This window comes from Achromobacter sp. T5-5 (assembly GCF_055397965.1).
On sequence record NZ_AP027919.1, the window covers coordinates 743,493 to 759,901 of the forward strand.

Consider the following 16,409-nt stretch of genomic DNA (forward strand, 5'->3'; position numbering starts at 1 on the left):
CGGGCTGTGTTTTTTTCTGCGCGATCAATCAAGGACGATGTGGTTTTCCTGGATGACCTTGCCCCAGTACTGGCGGTCGGATTCCAGTTGCGCCTCCAGGGCCTGCGGGCCGCCGGCTTTTTCGGTCTGCCCGTTGGCGACGAGCACCTTGCGGAAGCGCTCGGATTGGACCGTCTTGATGGCGGCCGCGGCGTAGGCCTGGACGATGGCGTCCGGCGTGCCCTTGGGCGCGTGCAGCGCCGTCCAGTAGCTGGCCTTGAGCTGTGGATAACCCAGTTCGGTGACGGCGGGCACGTCCGGCAGCGCCGGGTCGCGCTGGTCGGTGGTCAGCGCCAGGATTTTCACCGCGCCGGCCTTTTGATGGTCGGCCAGCGCGATGGGCGTCATGTACGAGAGGTCGTTGCGGCCGGTGATGAGGTCGATCAGGCTGGTCGGCGTGCTCTTGTAGGGCACGGCGGTCAGCGGGATGCCCAGCGTCCTGGACAGGATCAGGCCGTACAGGTCGGTGACGCTGCCCGGTCCCAGCGACCCGTAGGTCAGCGCGCGGTTTTCCTGCTTCGCGTAGGCGACCAGGTCGGCAATGGAGTTCACGCCCAACTTGGACGGCACGGTGATGGTCAGCGGGCCGTCGAACATCATGGCCACCGACTTGAAGCTGTCAAAGCCGTAATTCAGGCGGGGGCGCAGCAGGATGTTCAGGGAAACCGGGCCGGAGCCGCCCATCAGCAGCGTGCTGCCGTCGGCCGGCGCGCGCGCGACCTGGGTCGCGCCGATGATGCCGTTGGCGCCGGGCTTGTTCTCGACGATGAAGTTGATGCCCAGTTCGGCGCTCATGCCCTCGGCCAGCAGGCGCGCGAAGTTGTCGTTGGGGCCGCCCGACGCGTAGGGCACGATCAGGGTCACGGGCTTGGCCGCGGCGCGCAGCGGCCGGGCGAGCATCATGAGTGTGCCGGCCGCGATGAAGCCGCGGCGCGTGAGCTTGAACATTGTCTCTCTCCTGGTTCCCGCCGCCATGCGTGGCCGTGCCTTGCGCGGGCCGGCTCTTATGGTTGTGCGCTGGTGGCTGGGTCGGCCGGCAGCGGGCCGCCGGCCATGGGTTGTCTCAGTAGCCGATCATAATTTTTATCGGCCTGATCGATTACCCCGTCGATATGCAGAACTGTTCTGCGCGGCGAGCATGACTGCGGCCCGCCATGGGCGGCCGTGGCGGATTATGCCGCATCGGCGCGGACATCGCCGGCGCCGCGCGCGTGCCTGGCCGCCTCCCGGCTGATCTTCGCGCACCGGTACAGCGCGTCCTTGTCCAGCACCGTCAATCCGCCGTAGTGCGTTTGCAGGACCCCCGCCCGCGCAAGGCGGGTCAGCGCGGTGTTGCAGCGCTGGCGCGAGACGCCGCACAGGCCGGCGATCTCTTCCTGCGAGATGCGCAGACGCCCCTGCGTCCCCGAATGGACCTCGGCGTCCAGTTGCGCCGCCACGGCGCGCGCCACGGTGGTGTCCACGTCCAGCAGCACGTTGCCGGTGTAGCAGCCCATCAGCCAGTTCACCCGCTGCGCCAGGTGCGTCATCAGCGCCTTGGTGAATTCGATGTTGTTGTTCCACAGGCGCTCGCAGGTATCGCGCGGCAGGATCACGATGCGGCTGGGCCGCAGGGCGACCACTTCGTACTCGAAGCGTTCGCGGCGGATCATGGTGGCCTCGCCGAACCAGCTTCCGGTGCTGAAGCCGGCCAGCGACAGCGTGCGGCCGTCGGTTCCCGGTGACGACCACTTCACCAGGCCTTCGACCACGCCATACCAGCCGAGCGACCGCGAGCCCGCGCGAAACAGGTATTCGCCCGCCGCCAGCGACACCGTGCGCAGTTCCGCGCGCACCACGCCGCGCTCCAGCGCCGGCAGGCCCTTGTACCAGGGCACCACGTCCAGCATCTTGTCCACGGGGCAGCGCGCGGGCCGGCGGTTCGCGGTGGACGATTCGTTGCCCATCAGGGCAGGCGGTTCGCGCATGGTCGTTCCCTGTATGGAGATGAAATGCGGCTCAGGTAAACCCTAGGGTTCTTTGTCAACATGATGACTGTCCGAGGGGGCAGCCGGGCCGCAGAATGGTTGACGCCCCATGGGCCAAAAACCATAAGAGGAGACCGGTATGTTGTCAATGCCACGACTGTTGTCCACCACCGCCATCGCCTGCGCGGCGTCCGCCGCGCTCCTGCCCATCCAGGCCGCCCAGGCGCAGATTTCCGACGACGTCATCCGCATCGGGTTCATCACCGACATGTCCGGCGTCTATTCGGGCCCGGACGGTCCCGGGGGCGCGGAAGCCATCAAGATGGCGATCGAGGAAATGGGCGGCGAGATCAACGGCAAGAAGATCGAGCTGCTCACGGCGGACCACCAGAACAAGGCCGACGTGGCCTCGGCCAAGGCCCGCGAATGGTTCGACCAGCGCGGGCTGGACATGCTGATCGGCGGCACCAATTCCAGCACGGCGCTGGCCATGTCCAAGGTGGCCGCGGACAAGAAGCGGCCCATCATCGTGGTGGGCGCCGGGGCGCCCGCGCTGACCAACGAGCAGTGCACGCCCTATACGCTGAACTACGCCTACGACACCGTCGCGCAGGCGCGCGGCACGGGCGCGGCGGTGGTCAAGGCCGGCGGCAAAAGCTGGTACTTCCTGACGGCCGACTATGCCTTCGGCCATGCGCTGCAGGCCGACACCACCACCGTGGTGAAGTCGGGCGGCGGCACGGTGGTGGGCAGCGTCAAGCATCCGCTCGCCGCCAGCGATTTCTCGTCGTTCCTGCTGCAGGCGCAAGCCAGCAAGGCCGAGATCCTGGCGCTGGCCAACGCGGGCGCGGACGCGACGAACTCGATCAAGGCCGCCAACGAGTTCGGCATCACCAAGTCCATGAAGCTGGCGGGGATGATCATGTTCATCAACGACATCCACGCCATGGGGCTGCCCGCGGCGCAGGGCATGTACCTGACCGACAGCTGGTACTGGAACGCATCGGACGAGACGCGCGCCTGGGGCCGCAAGTTCTTCGAGCGGCGCCAAGCCATGCCGTCGTCGCTGCAGGCGGCGGACTATTCGGCGGCGCTGCAGTACCTGCGCGCCGTCAAGGCCACGGGCACCGACGACGCGGACCGCGTGCTGGACTACCTGCGCGGGAACAAGCTGAACGACATGTACATCAAGGACGGCGTGGTGCGGCCCGATGGCCGCGTGGTGCACGACATGTACCTGCTGCAGGTCAAGAGCCCCGAGCAGTCCAAGGCGCCTTGGGATTACTTCACGGTCGTGCAGACCATCGACGGCAACCAGGCCTTCACCAAGCAGTCCGAAAGCCGCTGCGCCCTCTGGAAATCGTAGGAGACCGGGCATGTCCAAACGCAAAGTGATCGTGACCATCGCTCCGACCGGGGGTATGGCGCTGAAAAGCCAGAATCCGCACCTGCCGACGCAGCCCGCCGAGATCGCCGAGGACGTCTACCGCTGCTACAACGCGGGCGCCAGCGTCGTCGCGCTGCATGCGCGGCGGCCGGACGATCTTGCAACCTGCGACGCGGCGGTCTACCGGAAGATGAACCAGCTCATCCGCGAGCGCTGCGACATCGTGCTGAACAATTCCACGGGCGGCGGGGTGCACGGCGACATGGTCGCGGAGACCTCGCCGGGCACGTGGGAGATCCTGTGGGATGAGCGCGTCAAGGGCATGGATGCGGGCGCGGAAATGTGCACGCTGGACGCCACCACGCTGAACCTGGCGTTCGGCGACCGCGAATACCTGATGAACACGCCGCTCAGCAAGGGGCGCGAGCTGGCCGCCGGCATGAAGGCGCGCGGCATCAAGCCCGAGTGGGAGGTGTTCAGCCCCACGCACATCCTGCAGGACGTGACCACGCTCATCGGCGAGGGCCTGGACGAAGGGCCGCACTTCATCAACCTGGTCATGAACGTGCACCGCAATTTCCAGAACGCCATGCCGTTTTCGCCGCGGCACCTGCAGATGATGGTGGACCTGCTGCCGCGCAACAGCATCTTCTGCGTCAGCGGCATCGGACCCGCCCAGCTCGAGGCCAACATCAGCGCGTTGCTGCTGGGCGGCCATGCGCGGGTCGGGCTGGAGGACAACCTGTATTACCGGCACGGCGAGCTGGCCACCAATGTGCAGCTCACCGAGCGCATCGTGCGCATCATCCGCGAGATGGACATGGAACCCGCCACGCCCGCCGAGGCGCGCGAGATCCTGGGCCTGCCCCTGAAAAGCGGCGTCCGGCCCGAGTTCGCGCGCTGACGAGCAAGCCGGCAGGCGCGGCATGGGGCCGCGCCGCCGGTCACCCATTCATCGGGGAAGGACATGATCGAATCGTTGAAGGGGGCCCGCGTCCTGATCACCGCGGGCGCACAGGGCATCGGGCTTGCGATGGCGCGCAAGTTCGTGGAATCGGGCGCGGATGTGCACATCTGCGACGTGGACGCGCAGGCGCTGGAGGCGGCCCGTGCCAGCCTTCCGGCCTTGGGCGCGAGCCTGACGGATGTCTCCGACGAGGCGCAGGTGCTGAAGATGTTCGACGCGCTGGCGCAGCGGTGGGGCGCGCTCGATGTCCTGGTCAATAACGCGGGCGTGTCCGGCCCGACCAGCCGTCTCGAAGACACGGACCTCGCTTCCTGGCGGAACACGCTGGAGGTCAACCTGACCGGCACGTTCCTGTGCGCGCGCAGCGCGGTGCCGCTGCTGCGGGCCGCGGGCGGCGGTTCCATCGTCAATATCTCTTCCGTCGCGGGACGCCTGGGGTTTTCCCTGCGCACGCCCTACAGCGCCAGCAAGTTCGGGCTGGCCGGCCTGACCCAGACCTGGGCCATGGAGCTGGGGCCGTCGAACATCCGCGTCAATTCGGTGCTGCCGGGCGTCGTGTCGGGCGACCGGGTGGAGCGCATCATCGCCGCCCGTGCGGCGGCCGGCGGGGTGAGCAACGACGCCATGCGCGAGCAACTGGTGGAAAAGGTGTCGCTGCGCCGCATGACGCGCCCGGAAGACGTGGCGAACCAGGTGGCGTTCCTGTGTTCGGCCGAGGGGGCGATGATCAGCGGGCAGAGCATCTCGGTGTGTGGCAACGTGGAGTATCTGGGCTGATGCCGGGCGGGGCGGGTTGCCCCCCCGTTGCCAAATCCCGTGACCCCGGTCCATAATCTGCGCTTTGTTAATTGATAACCGTTCGCATTATTAATGATGCGGACGGGCGTCGCGTGCGGGCGGGATCGTGAGCGGATCGGAAGGGGTGTCCCAGGACTTCGAAAGCCTATACGGCAATCATCACGGCTGGCTGGTGGCCTGGGTGAACTGGCGGCTGGGCAACGCGGCCGATGCGGCCGACCTGGCGCATGACGCATTCGTGCGCCTGCTGACCCGTCCGTGCAAGTTCGACAACGCCCGGCATGCCAGAACCTACCTGCGCCGGATGGCCAACGGCATGTGCATCGACCTGTGGCGCCGCCGGGACCTGGAGCAGGCCTGGCTGGACGCCCTGGCCGCGCAGCCGGAGCCCACGGTGTCGTCCGCCGAAGACCAGGCCATGGTGCTGCAGGCGCTGGGCGAGATCGACGCCATGCTGCGGGGCCTGCCGCCCCGGACCGCCCACGCCTTCGTCATGGCGGTGGCCTGCGAAATGACCGACCAGGAAGTGGCCGACGTGCTCGGCGTGTCATCGCGCATGGTCCGCAAATACGTCGCCCAGGCCATGCTTTGCTGCATGAAGCTGGAGGCCCGCCTGGCGGGCGGGCTCGCGGGCGAGCCGCAGCCGGGCGCGGCATGAGCGCCGCGCAGGGGCGCGAGCCCTCGCATCGCGTCATGCAGCAGGCCGCCGAATGGTATGCGCTGCTGCGCTCGGGCGAGGCCTCGGCCGCCGAGCGCCAGCAATGGCAGCAGTGGGTGGAGCGCAAGGCGGAACATCGCGAGGCCTGGGGTTACGTGGAGCGCATCGGACGCCGTTTTTCGCCTTTGCAATCCAGTCCGGACCGGGATGCCGCCGTTACCGCGTTCGGCCAGGCCGCGTCGGCCGGGCGGCGCGGGCGCCGGCAACTGCTGCTGGGGCTGGCGGGCGCGCTGGGCATCGCCGGCATGGGATGGACCGCGTGGCGGCAGACGCCGCTGCCCATCGTGGCCTCGACCTGGGGCGCGGATCAGCGCGCGGGCATCGGCGAGACCCGGCGGGTCGCCCTGGCCGACGGCACCGAGGTCTGGCTCAAGGCCCTGAGCGCCTTCGACGTCGACTATGGCGCCACGCTGCGCCGCCTGCAGCTCGTCGCGGGCGAGTTGCTGATCGCCACCGCCCCGGACCCCGCGCGTCCGTTCGTGGTCGACACCGCGCAGGGCCGGCTGCAGGCTCTGGGCACGCGCTTTACCGTGCGGGGCGAGGAAGACGGCGTGGTGGTCGCCGTGCATGAGGGGGCCGTGCGGATCGACACGGCGGTCAGCCGCGCCAGCGGCATCGTGCCGGCGGGGCGACAGGCCCGGTTCACCGCGGACACGCTGGACGCGATCCTCCCGGTGAACCCGGCGCGCGAGGCCTGGACGCGCGGCGTGCTGGTGGCCGACGACACGCCGCTGGCGGACGTGGTGGCGGAATTGCGCCGCTACCACTTCGGCCACCTGGCGGTGGCGCCGGAGGTGGCGCGCCTGCACGTCTTCGGCAGCTATCCGCTCCAGGACACCGGCCGCGCGCTGGACATGCTGGCCTCGGTGCTGCCGGTCCGGGTGCGCCGCACCCTGCCCTGGTGGATCAGCATCGAACCGCGCGCCTGAAAAAAAATGCGCCGGGCGGTTCCGGGTTTGGCGGGCTCGTTCGAATAAGGACAGTAAGAGCCGCTCGCGCCCGGCAACCCGCCGGGCTGGCGCGCCGCTCTCCTTTCCCGAACCCCACGCACGAGAGCACAGGTCCCGTCATGTCCCACCGTCTTCTCCCCGTCGCCGCGGCTTTTCCCGTGACCCGCGCGCGCCCCTTGGCTTCCCGTCGCGCCCGCCTGCCGTCGTGGGGCCTGCCGCTGGCGCTGGCCCTGGCGGTTTCCACGGTCTGGGGGCCGCCCGCGCACTCTCAGGCGGCGCCGACGGCGACCGGCGTGGCCGACCTGATCACCTTCGACATCCCGCCCGCGCCGCTGAATCAGGTGCTGACGCGGCTGGCCAACGAATCCGGCATCCTGCTGGCCGCGCAGCCGTCGCTGGTGGCCGACCGCCAGAGCAACGGCGTGCGCGGCCGCTATTCCAGCCACGACGCGCTGCAGCAGGCCCTGGCCGGCACGGGCCTGCGCGCCACCCGCGAGGCGCCGAACCAGTACCGCCTCAGTGCGCTGCCCGTCTCCGACGCGGCGACGCTGGAGGCCGTGACGGTGACCGCCTCCGGGCTGTCCAGCGGACTGCCCCCCGTCTACGCGGGCGGCCAGGTGGCGCGGGGCGGGCGCCTGGGCCTGTTGGGCAATCGCGACGACATGAGCACGCCGTTCAGCGCGACGCAGTACACCGCCAAGCTGATCGAGGACCAGCAGGCGCAGAACATCGGCGACGTCCTGGTCAATGACCCCACCGTGCGCAATACCTATTCGCGCGGGGCGGGCCGGGACGAATTCAACATCCGCGGGTTCACGCTGTTCAACTACGACGTGTCGTTCAACGGGCTGTACGGCGTGTCGCCGCGCAACGCCAGTTCGCTGATCGGCGTGGAGCGGGTTGAAGTGCTGCGCGGCCCCAACGCGCTGCTGAACGGCATGGCGCCCTACGGCTCGGTGGGCGGTTCGATCAACCTGGTGCCCAAGCGCGCGGGCGCCGACCCGCTGAATCGCTTTACCGTGTCCTACATCGGCGACAGCCAGTTCGGCGCGCATGCCGACCTGTCGCGCCGCTATGGCGACAACCAGGAGTGGGGCGTGCGCCTGAACGTGGCAGGCAGCGGCGGCGACCTGCCGATGGACGGGGCCAGCGAGGACCTGGGCGCGGTGGCGCTGGGGCTGGATTACCAGGGCGAGCGCTTTCGCGTCGAAGGCGACATCAACTACCAGAACCGCACCACGGATGCGCGCAGCGGCCTGCTGTTCCCGCCGCCCTCGGGCGTGGACATCGGCCGGGCGCCGGACGCCCGCCGCAATTTCTTCCCGTCGTGGACCTACTGGAAGACCGAGGAATGGTCGGGCGCGCTGCGCGCCGAGTATGACCTGTCGCCGGACTGGACCGTCTACGGCGCGCTGGGCGCACGCAAGCACGACTTTGAAAGCATGCAGACGAGCTGGCTCATGCTGAACGAGGCGGGCGATATCGGCGCGGTGCCGTCCCGCCTGAACGAGTCGCTCACCAGCAAGACGGGCGAGGTCGGCGTGCGCGGCCGCTTCCAGACCGGCGCGCTCAAGCATGAGCCCGCGCTGAGCGCCAGCATCCTGGACATCGATTATTCGGCGGCCCGGATCCGGTCCAGCACGGTGTTCTCGAACATCTACAACCCCGCGGACCTGCCCAAGCCGAACATCGCGCGTCCGTCGGATCTGCCGCGGGCGAGCGATTCTCGGCTGGTCAGCATTGCGCTCGCCGACACGATCTCGATGGCGCAGGACCGCGTGCAATTCATTGCGGGCGTACGGCACCAGCGCGTGGAATCCACCAACTTCGACGCGATGACCGGCCGCCAGACGTCCAACTACGACAAGTCCGCCGTCACCCCCGCGTTTGCGCTGACGGTCAAGCCCACCGAGCGCCTGTCGCTCTATGGCAATTACATCGAAGGCCTGAGCCAGGGCGGCACCGCGCCCGAGGGCGCCATCAACGCCGGCGAGGTGTTCGCTCCGGCCATTTCCAAGCAGTTCGAGCTGGGCGCCAAGTACGACTTCGGCCAGTTCGAAACCACGCTCAGCGCCTTCCAGATTGAACGCCCGAGCAGCTATCTGGACCCCGCCTCGCTGCGCTACGTGTCCAACGGCGAGCAACGCAATCGCGGGCTGGAGTTCCTGGTGCAGGGCGAGCCGGCCCACGGGGTGCGCCTGCTGGGCGGCGTGGCCTATACCGACGCGCGGCTGATCCGCACCGCGGGCGGCGTCAACGACGGCAACCGCGCGCCCGCGGTGCCGCGCCTGCAGTTCAACGCGGCGGCCGAATGGGACACGCCTTTCGTCCCGGGCCTTACCCTGACCGCGCGGATGCTGAGCACCAGCTCGCAGATCGTCGACGTGAGCAACACGCAGGAGATCCCGGGCTGGACGCGCTTTGACGTGGGCGCCCGCTATGCCTTCAACGCCAATGGCAAGCCCGTGGTCATCCGCGCGATGGTCGAGAACGTCCTGAACAGGAACTACTGGCAGTCCGCGGCGCGCGAAGGCCTGACGGTGGGCGCGCCGCTGACGGTGCTGCTGTCGGTGACGACGGAGTTCTGAAGGCGGGTGGGCGGCTAGGCCAGCGCCCGCCGCAGCCGCAGCGACGCGACGCGGCCCAGCACGACAGGCTGGACGCCGTTGTTGAAGCTCACTTCGGATTGCGCGCCGGGCCGCTGCTCGACATGGGACACATGTTCCAGGTTGATGATGACGGACCGGGACAGGGCGCAGAACGGGGGAAAGGGCAACTGCGCGGCCAGGCGCTTGAGGGTGATGTGCATCAGCTCGTTCGCCTGGGCGGCGCTGCACAGGCGCACGTAGTCGCCCTGGGCCTGCAGCAGGGTCAGCTCCTGCACTTTGATGAGGCGCGTGCCCGTCTTGGTGCGCATCGACAGATGGCCGCTCGAACGCGGCCGCAACCGCGCCAGCGTCTGCGTCAGCCGGTCCGGAGACACGGGCTTGAGCAGGTAATCCACGGCTTCGACGTCGAAGGCGCGCGGCGCGTAGCTGTCATGCGCGGTGACGAACACGACGGATGCCTGGTTCGCCTGCCCATCGAGCAGGTCGAACCCCGTGCCGCTGGCCAGCTCGACGTCCAGGAAGATGGCGTCCGGGCCGTGTTCCTGGATCAGGCTGCGGGCCTGGTCGACGGTCGCCGCCTCGCCCGCGACGTGCACCGCGGGGGCGGCTTCGAGGAGGCGGCGCAGATAGCGGCGCGCCGGGGCTTCATCGTCGACGATCAGCACACGCAGCATGGTTTTTCTCGGGCAGCAGGGTCAGGCGAGTGTATTCTTTCGATCCAATCCGTGGGGTAACGATATATAAGGCGGCACGTCCATGATTGCGACATCGATCGGCCGGGAGTTGAGCCAGGGCGAGTCCGCGCCGGGATTCTGGCGCGCGCAGACCGTGGGCTGGGTCTTCCTGGCGTTCGTCGGCTACTTCATCCGCCTGGCGGCGTTCGGCAACCCCATCGCGGCATTCTGGCTGACGCTGACGCTGGAGCCGCTGGCCTTCGCGCTGACCAGCCTGGCCGCCGTGCAGCACGGACGCCTGCCGGCCAGGGTCCGCGAGCCCCTGCCGGTGCTTGCCTGCGCGGTGGTGCTGTGCGTGGCCGCGTCGGCGCTGCTGGCCACGATCGCCTACGCCATCAACCACCTGTTTCTGTCGGGAATCCGCGATATTCCCGACAACCAGTACTGGCTGGGCTTCATCTATTACATGGGGATCCTGTCCATCTGGACGCTGGTCTATTTTGGCGTGTCCGCCGAACTCGCCGCCCGCACCGAGCGCCTGCAGAAGATCAATGCGCAGGCCCGGTCATTGAAGCTGGAGCTGGAGCATCTGCAGCTTCAGGTCGAGCCGCATTTTCTCTTCAACGCGCTGAACACCATCGTCGCGGAGATCGCCGAGCGGCCGTCCGTCGCCGAGGAAATGACGCGGCGCCTGGCGCAGTATCTGCGCTATTCGCTGGACCGGCGGGGGCGCGGCCTGTGCCGGCTGGAAGAGGACATCGAGGCGGCGCAGGCCTACGTGCGCATCCAGGCGCTGCGCTTCGAAAGAAAGCTGGAATGCCGATGCCAGATCGATCCCGCCACGCTGAAGATCAACATCCCGCACATGACGCTGCAGGGGCTCGCCGAGAACGCGATCAAGCACGGCATGCGCGCCGAGCACGAGCGCTTCGTAATCCACATCCGCACGCGCCTGCACGGCGGGGAACTGGTCATCGAGGTGAGCAACCCCGGTGCGTTACAGACGCCGTTCGATCCGGCGCAAGGCAAGGGCGGCCTGGCCAATCTGTGCCGGCGCCTGGCGCTGCGGTATCCGGAGCGCTACGCGTTTTCGCTGGAACCGCGCGGGGAGATGACGGTGGCGCAGATCCGGCTGCGGGGCGAGCCGGCGCCGCTGTAGCGCGGCGGGCCTGGGGGTGGGCGTAGGGGTGGGACCAGGGGGCACCCTGAACCCGGCCCGCGCCTGCGTGAAATTCAGGATGTCCGAGGGAAAACCGCTCCGATACACTGTCCGGCCATCCCTATAACGAGAACGCCATGAGACAGTTTCTACCCACCCTGGGCGCCGCCCTGGTGCTATCGCTGGCCGCGAACGCCGCCGCCGCGCAGCCGGCTCCCCCCCGCGATCCCTTCTTCTGGCTCGGGGAGATCAACAAGGCCACCACGGTGATCAACACCGACGAAGGGCTACTGGACAAGGCCATGGCGCCCCGCCTGGCGGCCGGCGTGGCCAAGGTCATCAATGACGGCAACCAGCCCGGCGCCAAGCGCCCGGCCACGGTCATCACCTTCGAACCCCTCCTCATCAAGGCGGCGGGCGAGGACATCACCCTGCTGCACGCGGGCCGCTCCAGCCAGGACATGCACGCCACCTACCGCAGCGCGATCCTGCGCGACAAGCTGCTGGAACTGGCGGACCAGCTCAACGCCACCTCCACCACCCTGGTGGAACTGGCGGCCAAACACGCGGGCACCATCGTTCCCAACTACACGAACGGCGTGGCCGCGCAGCCCAACAGCTATGGACACTACCTGCTGGGCCAGGCGGCCGGCTTGGAGCGCGACGCGCAGCGCATCCGCGAGGCCTATGTCCGCATCGATCGCTCGCCCATGGGCACCACGGTGCTCAACGGCACGAGCTGGCCGCTGGACCGCAAGCGCATGGCCCAGTACCTCGGATTCGCGGCGGTGGTCGACAATGCCTACGACGCCTCACAGATATCGTCCATGGACCAGCCGGTCGAGGTCGCGTCCATCGTGACCAGCATCGCGCTGCGCACCGGCAACTTCGTCGAAGACGTCATGACGCAATATGCGCAGCCGCGCCCGTGGATCCTGCTGGAGGAAGGCGGCGGCAACACCTATGTGTCCAGCGCCATGCCGCAAAAGCGCAATCCGGGCCTGCTCAACAACACGCGCAGCGACGCGTCGACGGCCGTGACGCTGGCGATGGGGCCGGTCCTGCAGACGCACAACATCACCCCCGGCATGAGCGACCCCAAGGACGTGAAGCAGAACTCGGCGATGGTCGACAGCGGCATCTCCGCGCTCAAACGGTGGGACCGGGTCCTCAAGGCCATGGTCATCAGCCCCGACCGGGCGCTCGAAGAACTGAACAGCGACTGGACGGCGTCGCAGGAACTGGCCGACGTGCTGATGCACAAATACAAGCTGCCGTTCCGCGCGGGGCATCACTTCGCCTCGGAAGTGGTCTCGTACGCCAAGACCAACAACATCAAGCCGCTGGACTTTCCGTATGAGCAGGCGCGCCGCATCTACGCCGACGCGATGAAGGATTCCAAGTACGGCACCGACCTGCCGATGAGCGAGGCGGAGTTCCGCTCGACCCTGGACCCGGTGGCCATCGTCAAGAACCGCGCCACCAGCGGCGGCCCCCAGCCCAAGGAAATGGACCGCATGATCAAGGAGGCGCGCGAGCAGCTCGCCGCGCAGGACAAGTGGATCAAGGAGCGCCGCGCGCACATCGACGCGTCGCTGGCGGAGCTGGACAAGCAGTTCGACGCGCTGGTGGCCAGCGCGCCGAAGCCATAGCCTTGGTCCGCACGCGGGACGGCGCCTAGCCGGGGGCGCCTAGCCGGGGGCGCCCGTTCCGCACGCCGCCAGGACGCAGCCGCGCAGCCAGCGGTGCGCGGCGTCTCCGTCCATCCTGGGATGCCACAGCATGGACACGGTGAAGGGCGCCATGGCAAAGGGCAGCGCGAAGCTGCGCATGCCTTCCCGCAGCGTGGCGGTGTGCATCTCGGGAACCGTGGCGATCAGGTCCGTGCCCCGCGCCAGCGCCAGCGCCATCGAGAATCCGCCGGCAATCGCGGCGATGTCGCGCTCGCGTCCCAGCGCCTGCAGGGCTTCATCCATGGGCCCGGACTCAAGCCCGCGGCGTGACACCAGGACGTGGCGCGCCGCCAGGTAACGCGCCAGCGTGACGTTGCGCCCGCCCAGCGGATGGTCCGCGCGCATGACGCCGATGTACCGGTCCTGGAACAGCGCGCGCGTGCGCAGCTCCGGGCTGGCCAACCGGCCCACCACGCCGGTCTCCAGATCGACGTCGCCTTCGCGCAGCGGCCCGCTGTCCTTGTCCGCCTTCTGCACGAAGCGCAGGCGCACGCCCGGCGCCTGCGCTGCGATCCGGGCAATCAGCGCGGCGCCGACGTTCTCCACGAAACCGTCGCTGACGCGCAGCGTGAACGTGCGGACGAGCCCGGCAAGATCCAGTTCGTGCGCCCGGCCCAGCACGGCCTGCGCGTCCCGGACCAGTCCGCCGACCTGGCCGCGCAGCGCCAGCGCGCGGGGGGTGGGAACCAGCCCGCGCCCGGCGCGCACCAGCAACGGATCTCCCGTGGTCTCGCGCAGGCGTGCCAGCGCGCGGCTCATGGCGGACGGGCTCAGGCGCAGGCGCCGGGCCGCGCCGGCCACGCTGCCTTCCGAGAGCAGCGCGTCCAGGGTGATCAGCAGGTTCAGGTCGGGCGGGGTCATGCGGCAACCGTAGCATGCCGGCCTGGCCGGCGGAACATCCTGGCATGGCGTCTCATGCAGGTATTTACTGCAAATGCTGCGTCTTCCGCCAGCCGTCATCGGGGCATACGCTGAGATACCGTGTTCCCTTGCTGGATGCCATCATGTCTCTTCCCCATCCTTCCTCCCCGCCCTCCCGGCCCGATCCCATGCTCGTGGCCTGCCTGGCCCTGTCGATGTTGCTGTCGTCGCTGGGCACCAGCATCGCCAATGTCGGCCTGCCGGCGCTGGCGCTGGCCTTCGACGCCGCCTTTCCATCGGTGCAGTGGGTGGTGCTGGCCTATCTGCTGGCCGTCACCACCGCCGTCGCCAGCGCGGGGCGCCTGGCCGACCTGATCGGCCGGCGGCGCCTGATGCTGGCCGGGCTTGCGTGGTTTACCGCCGCCTCGGCGCTGTGCGGGGCGGCGCCCGGCCTGTGGAGCCTGGTGGCCGCGCGCGCCGCGCAAGGCGTGGGCGCGGCCGTGCTGATGACGCTGGCCATGGCCCTGGCCGGCGAGGCGGCGCCGAAGGGCCGCGCCGGCAGCGCCATGGGCCTGTTGGGCACGATGTCGGCGGTAGGCACCGCGCTGGGCCCGACGCTGGGCGGCGCGCTGATCGCAGGGCCGGGGTGGCGCGCGATCTTTCTGGTCAATCTGCCGCTGGGCCTGCTGGCGTTCTGGCTGGCCTGGCGGCATCTGCCCCAGGACCGGCCGCGCGCCACGCAGGCGCCGGTACGCTTTGACCGCCTGGGCAGTGCGCTGTTGACGGTGTCTCTGGCCGCCTACGCGCTGTCCATGACCTTGGGAAAAGGCGCTTTCGGCCCGCTCAATGCCGCCCTGCTGGCGGCGGCGGCCGCCGGCGCGTGCCTGTTCTGGCGGGTGGAATCGCGCAGCGCGCATCCGTTGCTGCGGCCCGCCATGTTCAGCGACGCCGGGCGCTCGGCAGGCCTGGCCGCCAGCGCGCTGGTTGCCACGGTGATGATGGCGACCCTCGTGGTGGGGCCGTTCTATCTGGCCGGGGCGCTGGGGCTGGACGCCGCGCGCGTCGGCCTGGCGATGTCCTGCGGTCCGCTCGTGGCCGCGGTGGCGGGCGTGCCCGCGGGCCGCTGCGTGGATCGGTTCGGCGCGCGGCCCATGACGCTGGCCGCGCTGGGCGCCATGGCGGGCGCATCGGCCGCGCTGCCGTTCGCGTCCGACGCGTTCGGCGTGGCGGGCTACGTCATCGCGCTTGTCGTGATCACGGCGGGGTACGCCTTGTTCCAGGCGGCCAACAATACTGCGGTGATGGCGGGCGCGGGCGGCGAGCGCGGCGCCGTGTCGGGGCTGTTGAACCTGTCGCGCAACCTGGGTTTGATCACCGGGGCGTCGGCGATGGGGGCATTGTTCGCCTTGGGCGCCGGAACGGCGGACCTGGCTGGCGCGCCGCCGCAGGCGCTGGCGGCGGGACTGCGGGCGGTCTTCCTTGCGGCGGCGGCGCTGTGCGTCCTGGCCGCGGCCGCGGTGGCGGCGGCCGGCGTGACCCGGCCGCGCGCCGTCCAGCCTTAGCGCTACTCCGCCTTCAACCCCGCCTGCACGATCAACGGCTGCCACTTCAGCCGTTCGCTGCGCGCGAACGCCGCCAGTTCGTCTGGCGTGCCGCCGCCCGGCTCATGCCCCAGGTCCAGCAGTTTCTGCCGCACCTCCGGACGCGCGAGGATCTTCGCGAGATCGGCGTTCAGCCGTTTGATTGCGGCCGGCGGCGTGCCCTTGGGCGCGTACAGGCCATTCCACGCGACGACCTGAAAGCCCTCCAGCCCTTGCGCGGCCGCGGTCGGCACGCCCGGAAGCAGGGCCGACTCCTTCAGCGACGTCACGGCCAGCGGGCGCAGTTTGCCGCTGGTGATGAACGAGCGCGCCGCGCTCACGGTGTCGATGCCTAGCTGCACCTGCCCGCCCAGCAGGTCTGTGGTGGCGGTGGCCGACCCTTTGTAGGGAATGCCGCGGAGGCTGTTCACGCCCTGCTGCTTGAGCAGTTCGTAGACCAGGCGCGCGGTGGTGCTGGGCATGCCGACGTTGATGCTGTCGGGCTTGGCCTTGGCCGGGTTGCGCAGGTCGGCCAGGCTGGCGTAGGGCGAGGATGGCGTGGTCAGCAGGACCATGGGAAACGAGCTGACCAGCATGACGGGCGAGAAGTCTTTCTCGGGATCGAAGTTGGTGGACGCATACATGTATTGGTTCAACACATGCGTGCCGTTGGTGCCCATCAGCAGCGTGTAGCCGTCTGGCGTTGCGCGCGCGGCCTCGGAGGCGCCGATGTTGCCGCCCGCGCCGGGGCGGTTCTCGACGATGACGGGTTGGCCCAGGTCGCGGGCCAGGTACTCGGCCAGGTAGCGCGCGGCAACGTCCGTGCCCTGGCCGGCCTGATAGGGGACGATGATCCTGACGGGTTTGGAGGGATAGCTGTCGGCCGCCGCGGCGGGCTGCGCGAACAGCAGCGGCGCCGCGAGCGCGGCGATCAGGCGTAAGGTCTTCATGGTGGTCTCCTGGATTT

The 16,409-nt window shown here is 69.1% G+C and carries 14 protein-coding genes; 9 read left to right on the forward strand and 5 right to left on the reverse strand.

What is annotated here, in order from left to right:
- Positions 1–24: 24 nt before the first annotated feature.
- On the reverse strand, positions 25–987 hold the full coding sequence (locus tag ACZ50Q_RS03450; RefSeq protein ID WP_464080555.1) for a tripartite tricarboxylate transporter substrate binding protein: 963 nt from the start codon (positions 985–987) through the stop codon (positions 25–27).
- Positions 988–1,211: 224 nt separating this feature from the next.
- Positions 1,212–2,006 (reverse strand): Crp/Fnr family transcriptional regulator, encoded by a 795-nt coding sequence (locus tag ACZ50Q_RS03455; RefSeq protein WP_464080556.1) that lies wholly within the window; start codon positions 2,004–2,006, stop codon positions 1,212–1,214.
- 148 nt (positions 2,007–2,154) lie between these two features.
- Here ACZ50Q_RS03455 and ACZ50Q_RS03460 point away from each other — a divergent pair, with 148 nt between their 5' ends.
- From ACZ50Q_RS03460 to ACZ50Q_RS03485, 6 genes are all read left to right on the forward strand, one after another.
- Positions 2,155–3,372 (forward strand): ABC transporter substrate-binding protein, encoded by a 1,218-nt coding sequence (locus ACZ50Q_RS03460; protein WP_464080557.1) that lies wholly within the window; start codon positions 2,155–2,157, stop codon positions 3,370–3,372.
- 10 nt (positions 3,373–3,382) lie between these two features.
- The gene (locus ACZ50Q_RS03465; protein ID WP_092581582.1) at positions 3,383–4,297 is read left to right on the forward strand and encodes a beta-keto acid cleavage family enzyme; all 915 of its coding nucleotides are present in this window, start codon (positions 3,383–3,385) and stop codon (positions 4,295–4,297) included.
- Positions 4,298–4,360: 63 nt separating this feature from the next.
- Positions 4,361–5,137 carry an SDR family oxidoreductase gene (locus ACZ50Q_RS03470; RefSeq protein WP_464080558.1) on the forward strand — a complete coding sequence of 259 codons (777 nt, stop codon included), beginning with the start codon at positions 4,361–4,363 and terminating at the stop codon, positions 5,135–5,137.
- Between the two features lie 145 nt (positions 5,138–5,282).
- A complete protein-coding gene (locus tag ACZ50Q_RS03475; RefSeq protein ID WP_083714193.1) occupies positions 5,283–5,816 on the forward strand; it encodes a sigma-70 family RNA polymerase sigma factor in 534 nt (177 codons plus the stop codon).
- Entirely contained in the window at positions 5,813–6,805 is a 993-nt protein-coding gene (locus ACZ50Q_RS03480; RefSeq protein WP_464080559.1) for a FecR domain-containing protein, read from the forward strand. The genes ACZ50Q_RS03475 and ACZ50Q_RS03480 overlap by 4 nt, the downstream gene beginning before the upstream one ends.
- A 140-nt stretch (positions 6,806–6,945) precedes the next feature.
- Entirely contained in the window at positions 6,946–9,414 is a 2,469-nt protein-coding gene (locus ACZ50Q_RS03485) for a TonB-dependent siderophore receptor (protein WP_464080560.1), read from the forward strand.
- Between the two features lie 14 nt (positions 9,415–9,428).
- On the opposite strand, the gene ACZ50Q_RS03490 is transcribed toward ACZ50Q_RS03485, so the two are convergent.
- Positions 9,429–10,109 carry a LytR/AlgR family response regulator transcription factor gene (locus tag ACZ50Q_RS03490; RefSeq protein ID WP_464080561.1) on the reverse strand — a complete coding sequence of 227 codons (681 nt, stop codon included), beginning with the start codon at positions 10,107–10,109 and terminating at the stop codon, positions 9,429–9,431.
- A gap of 82 nt (positions 10,110–10,191) precedes the next feature.
- On the opposite strand from ACZ50Q_RS03490, the gene ACZ50Q_RS03495 reads away from it, so the two are divergent.
- Positions 10,192–11,268 carry a sensor histidine kinase gene (locus ACZ50Q_RS03495; RefSeq protein ID WP_092581586.1) on the forward strand — a complete coding sequence of 359 codons (1,077 nt, stop codon included), beginning with the start codon at positions 10,192–10,194 and terminating at the stop codon, positions 11,266–11,268.
- A 137-nt stretch (positions 11,269–11,405) separates the two neighbouring features.
- On the forward strand, positions 11,406–12,920 hold the full coding sequence (locus ACZ50Q_RS03500; protein ID WP_464080562.1) for an argininosuccinate lyase: 1,515 nt from the start codon (positions 11,406–11,408) through the stop codon (positions 12,918–12,920).
- 39 nt (positions 12,921–12,959) lie between these two features.
- On the opposite strand, the gene ACZ50Q_RS03505 is transcribed toward ACZ50Q_RS03500, so the two are convergent.
- Positions 12,960–13,862: a LysR family transcriptional regulator gene (locus ACZ50Q_RS03505; protein WP_464080563.1), complete on the reverse strand. Its 903-nt coding sequence runs from the start codon at positions 13,860–13,862 to the stop codon at positions 12,960–12,962.
- 143 nt (positions 13,863–14,005) lie between these two features.
- Between ACZ50Q_RS03505 and ACZ50Q_RS03510 the strand changes: the two genes are divergently transcribed.
- Complete coding sequence (locus tag ACZ50Q_RS03510) at positions 14,006–15,424, forward strand: MFS transporter (RefSeq protein ID WP_464080564.1); 1,419 nt, start codon at positions 14,006–14,008, stop codon at positions 15,422–15,424.
- 2 nt (positions 15,425–15,426) lie between these two features.
- Here ACZ50Q_RS03510 and ACZ50Q_RS03515 read toward each other — a convergent pair whose 3' ends face one another.
- Positions 15,427–16,392, reverse strand: coding sequence for a Bug family tripartite tricarboxylate transporter substrate binding protein (locus ACZ50Q_RS03515; RefSeq protein WP_464080565.1), 966 nt, complete (start codon positions 16,390–16,392; stop codon positions 15,427–15,429).
- Positions 16,393–16,409: the final 17 nt, after the last annotated feature.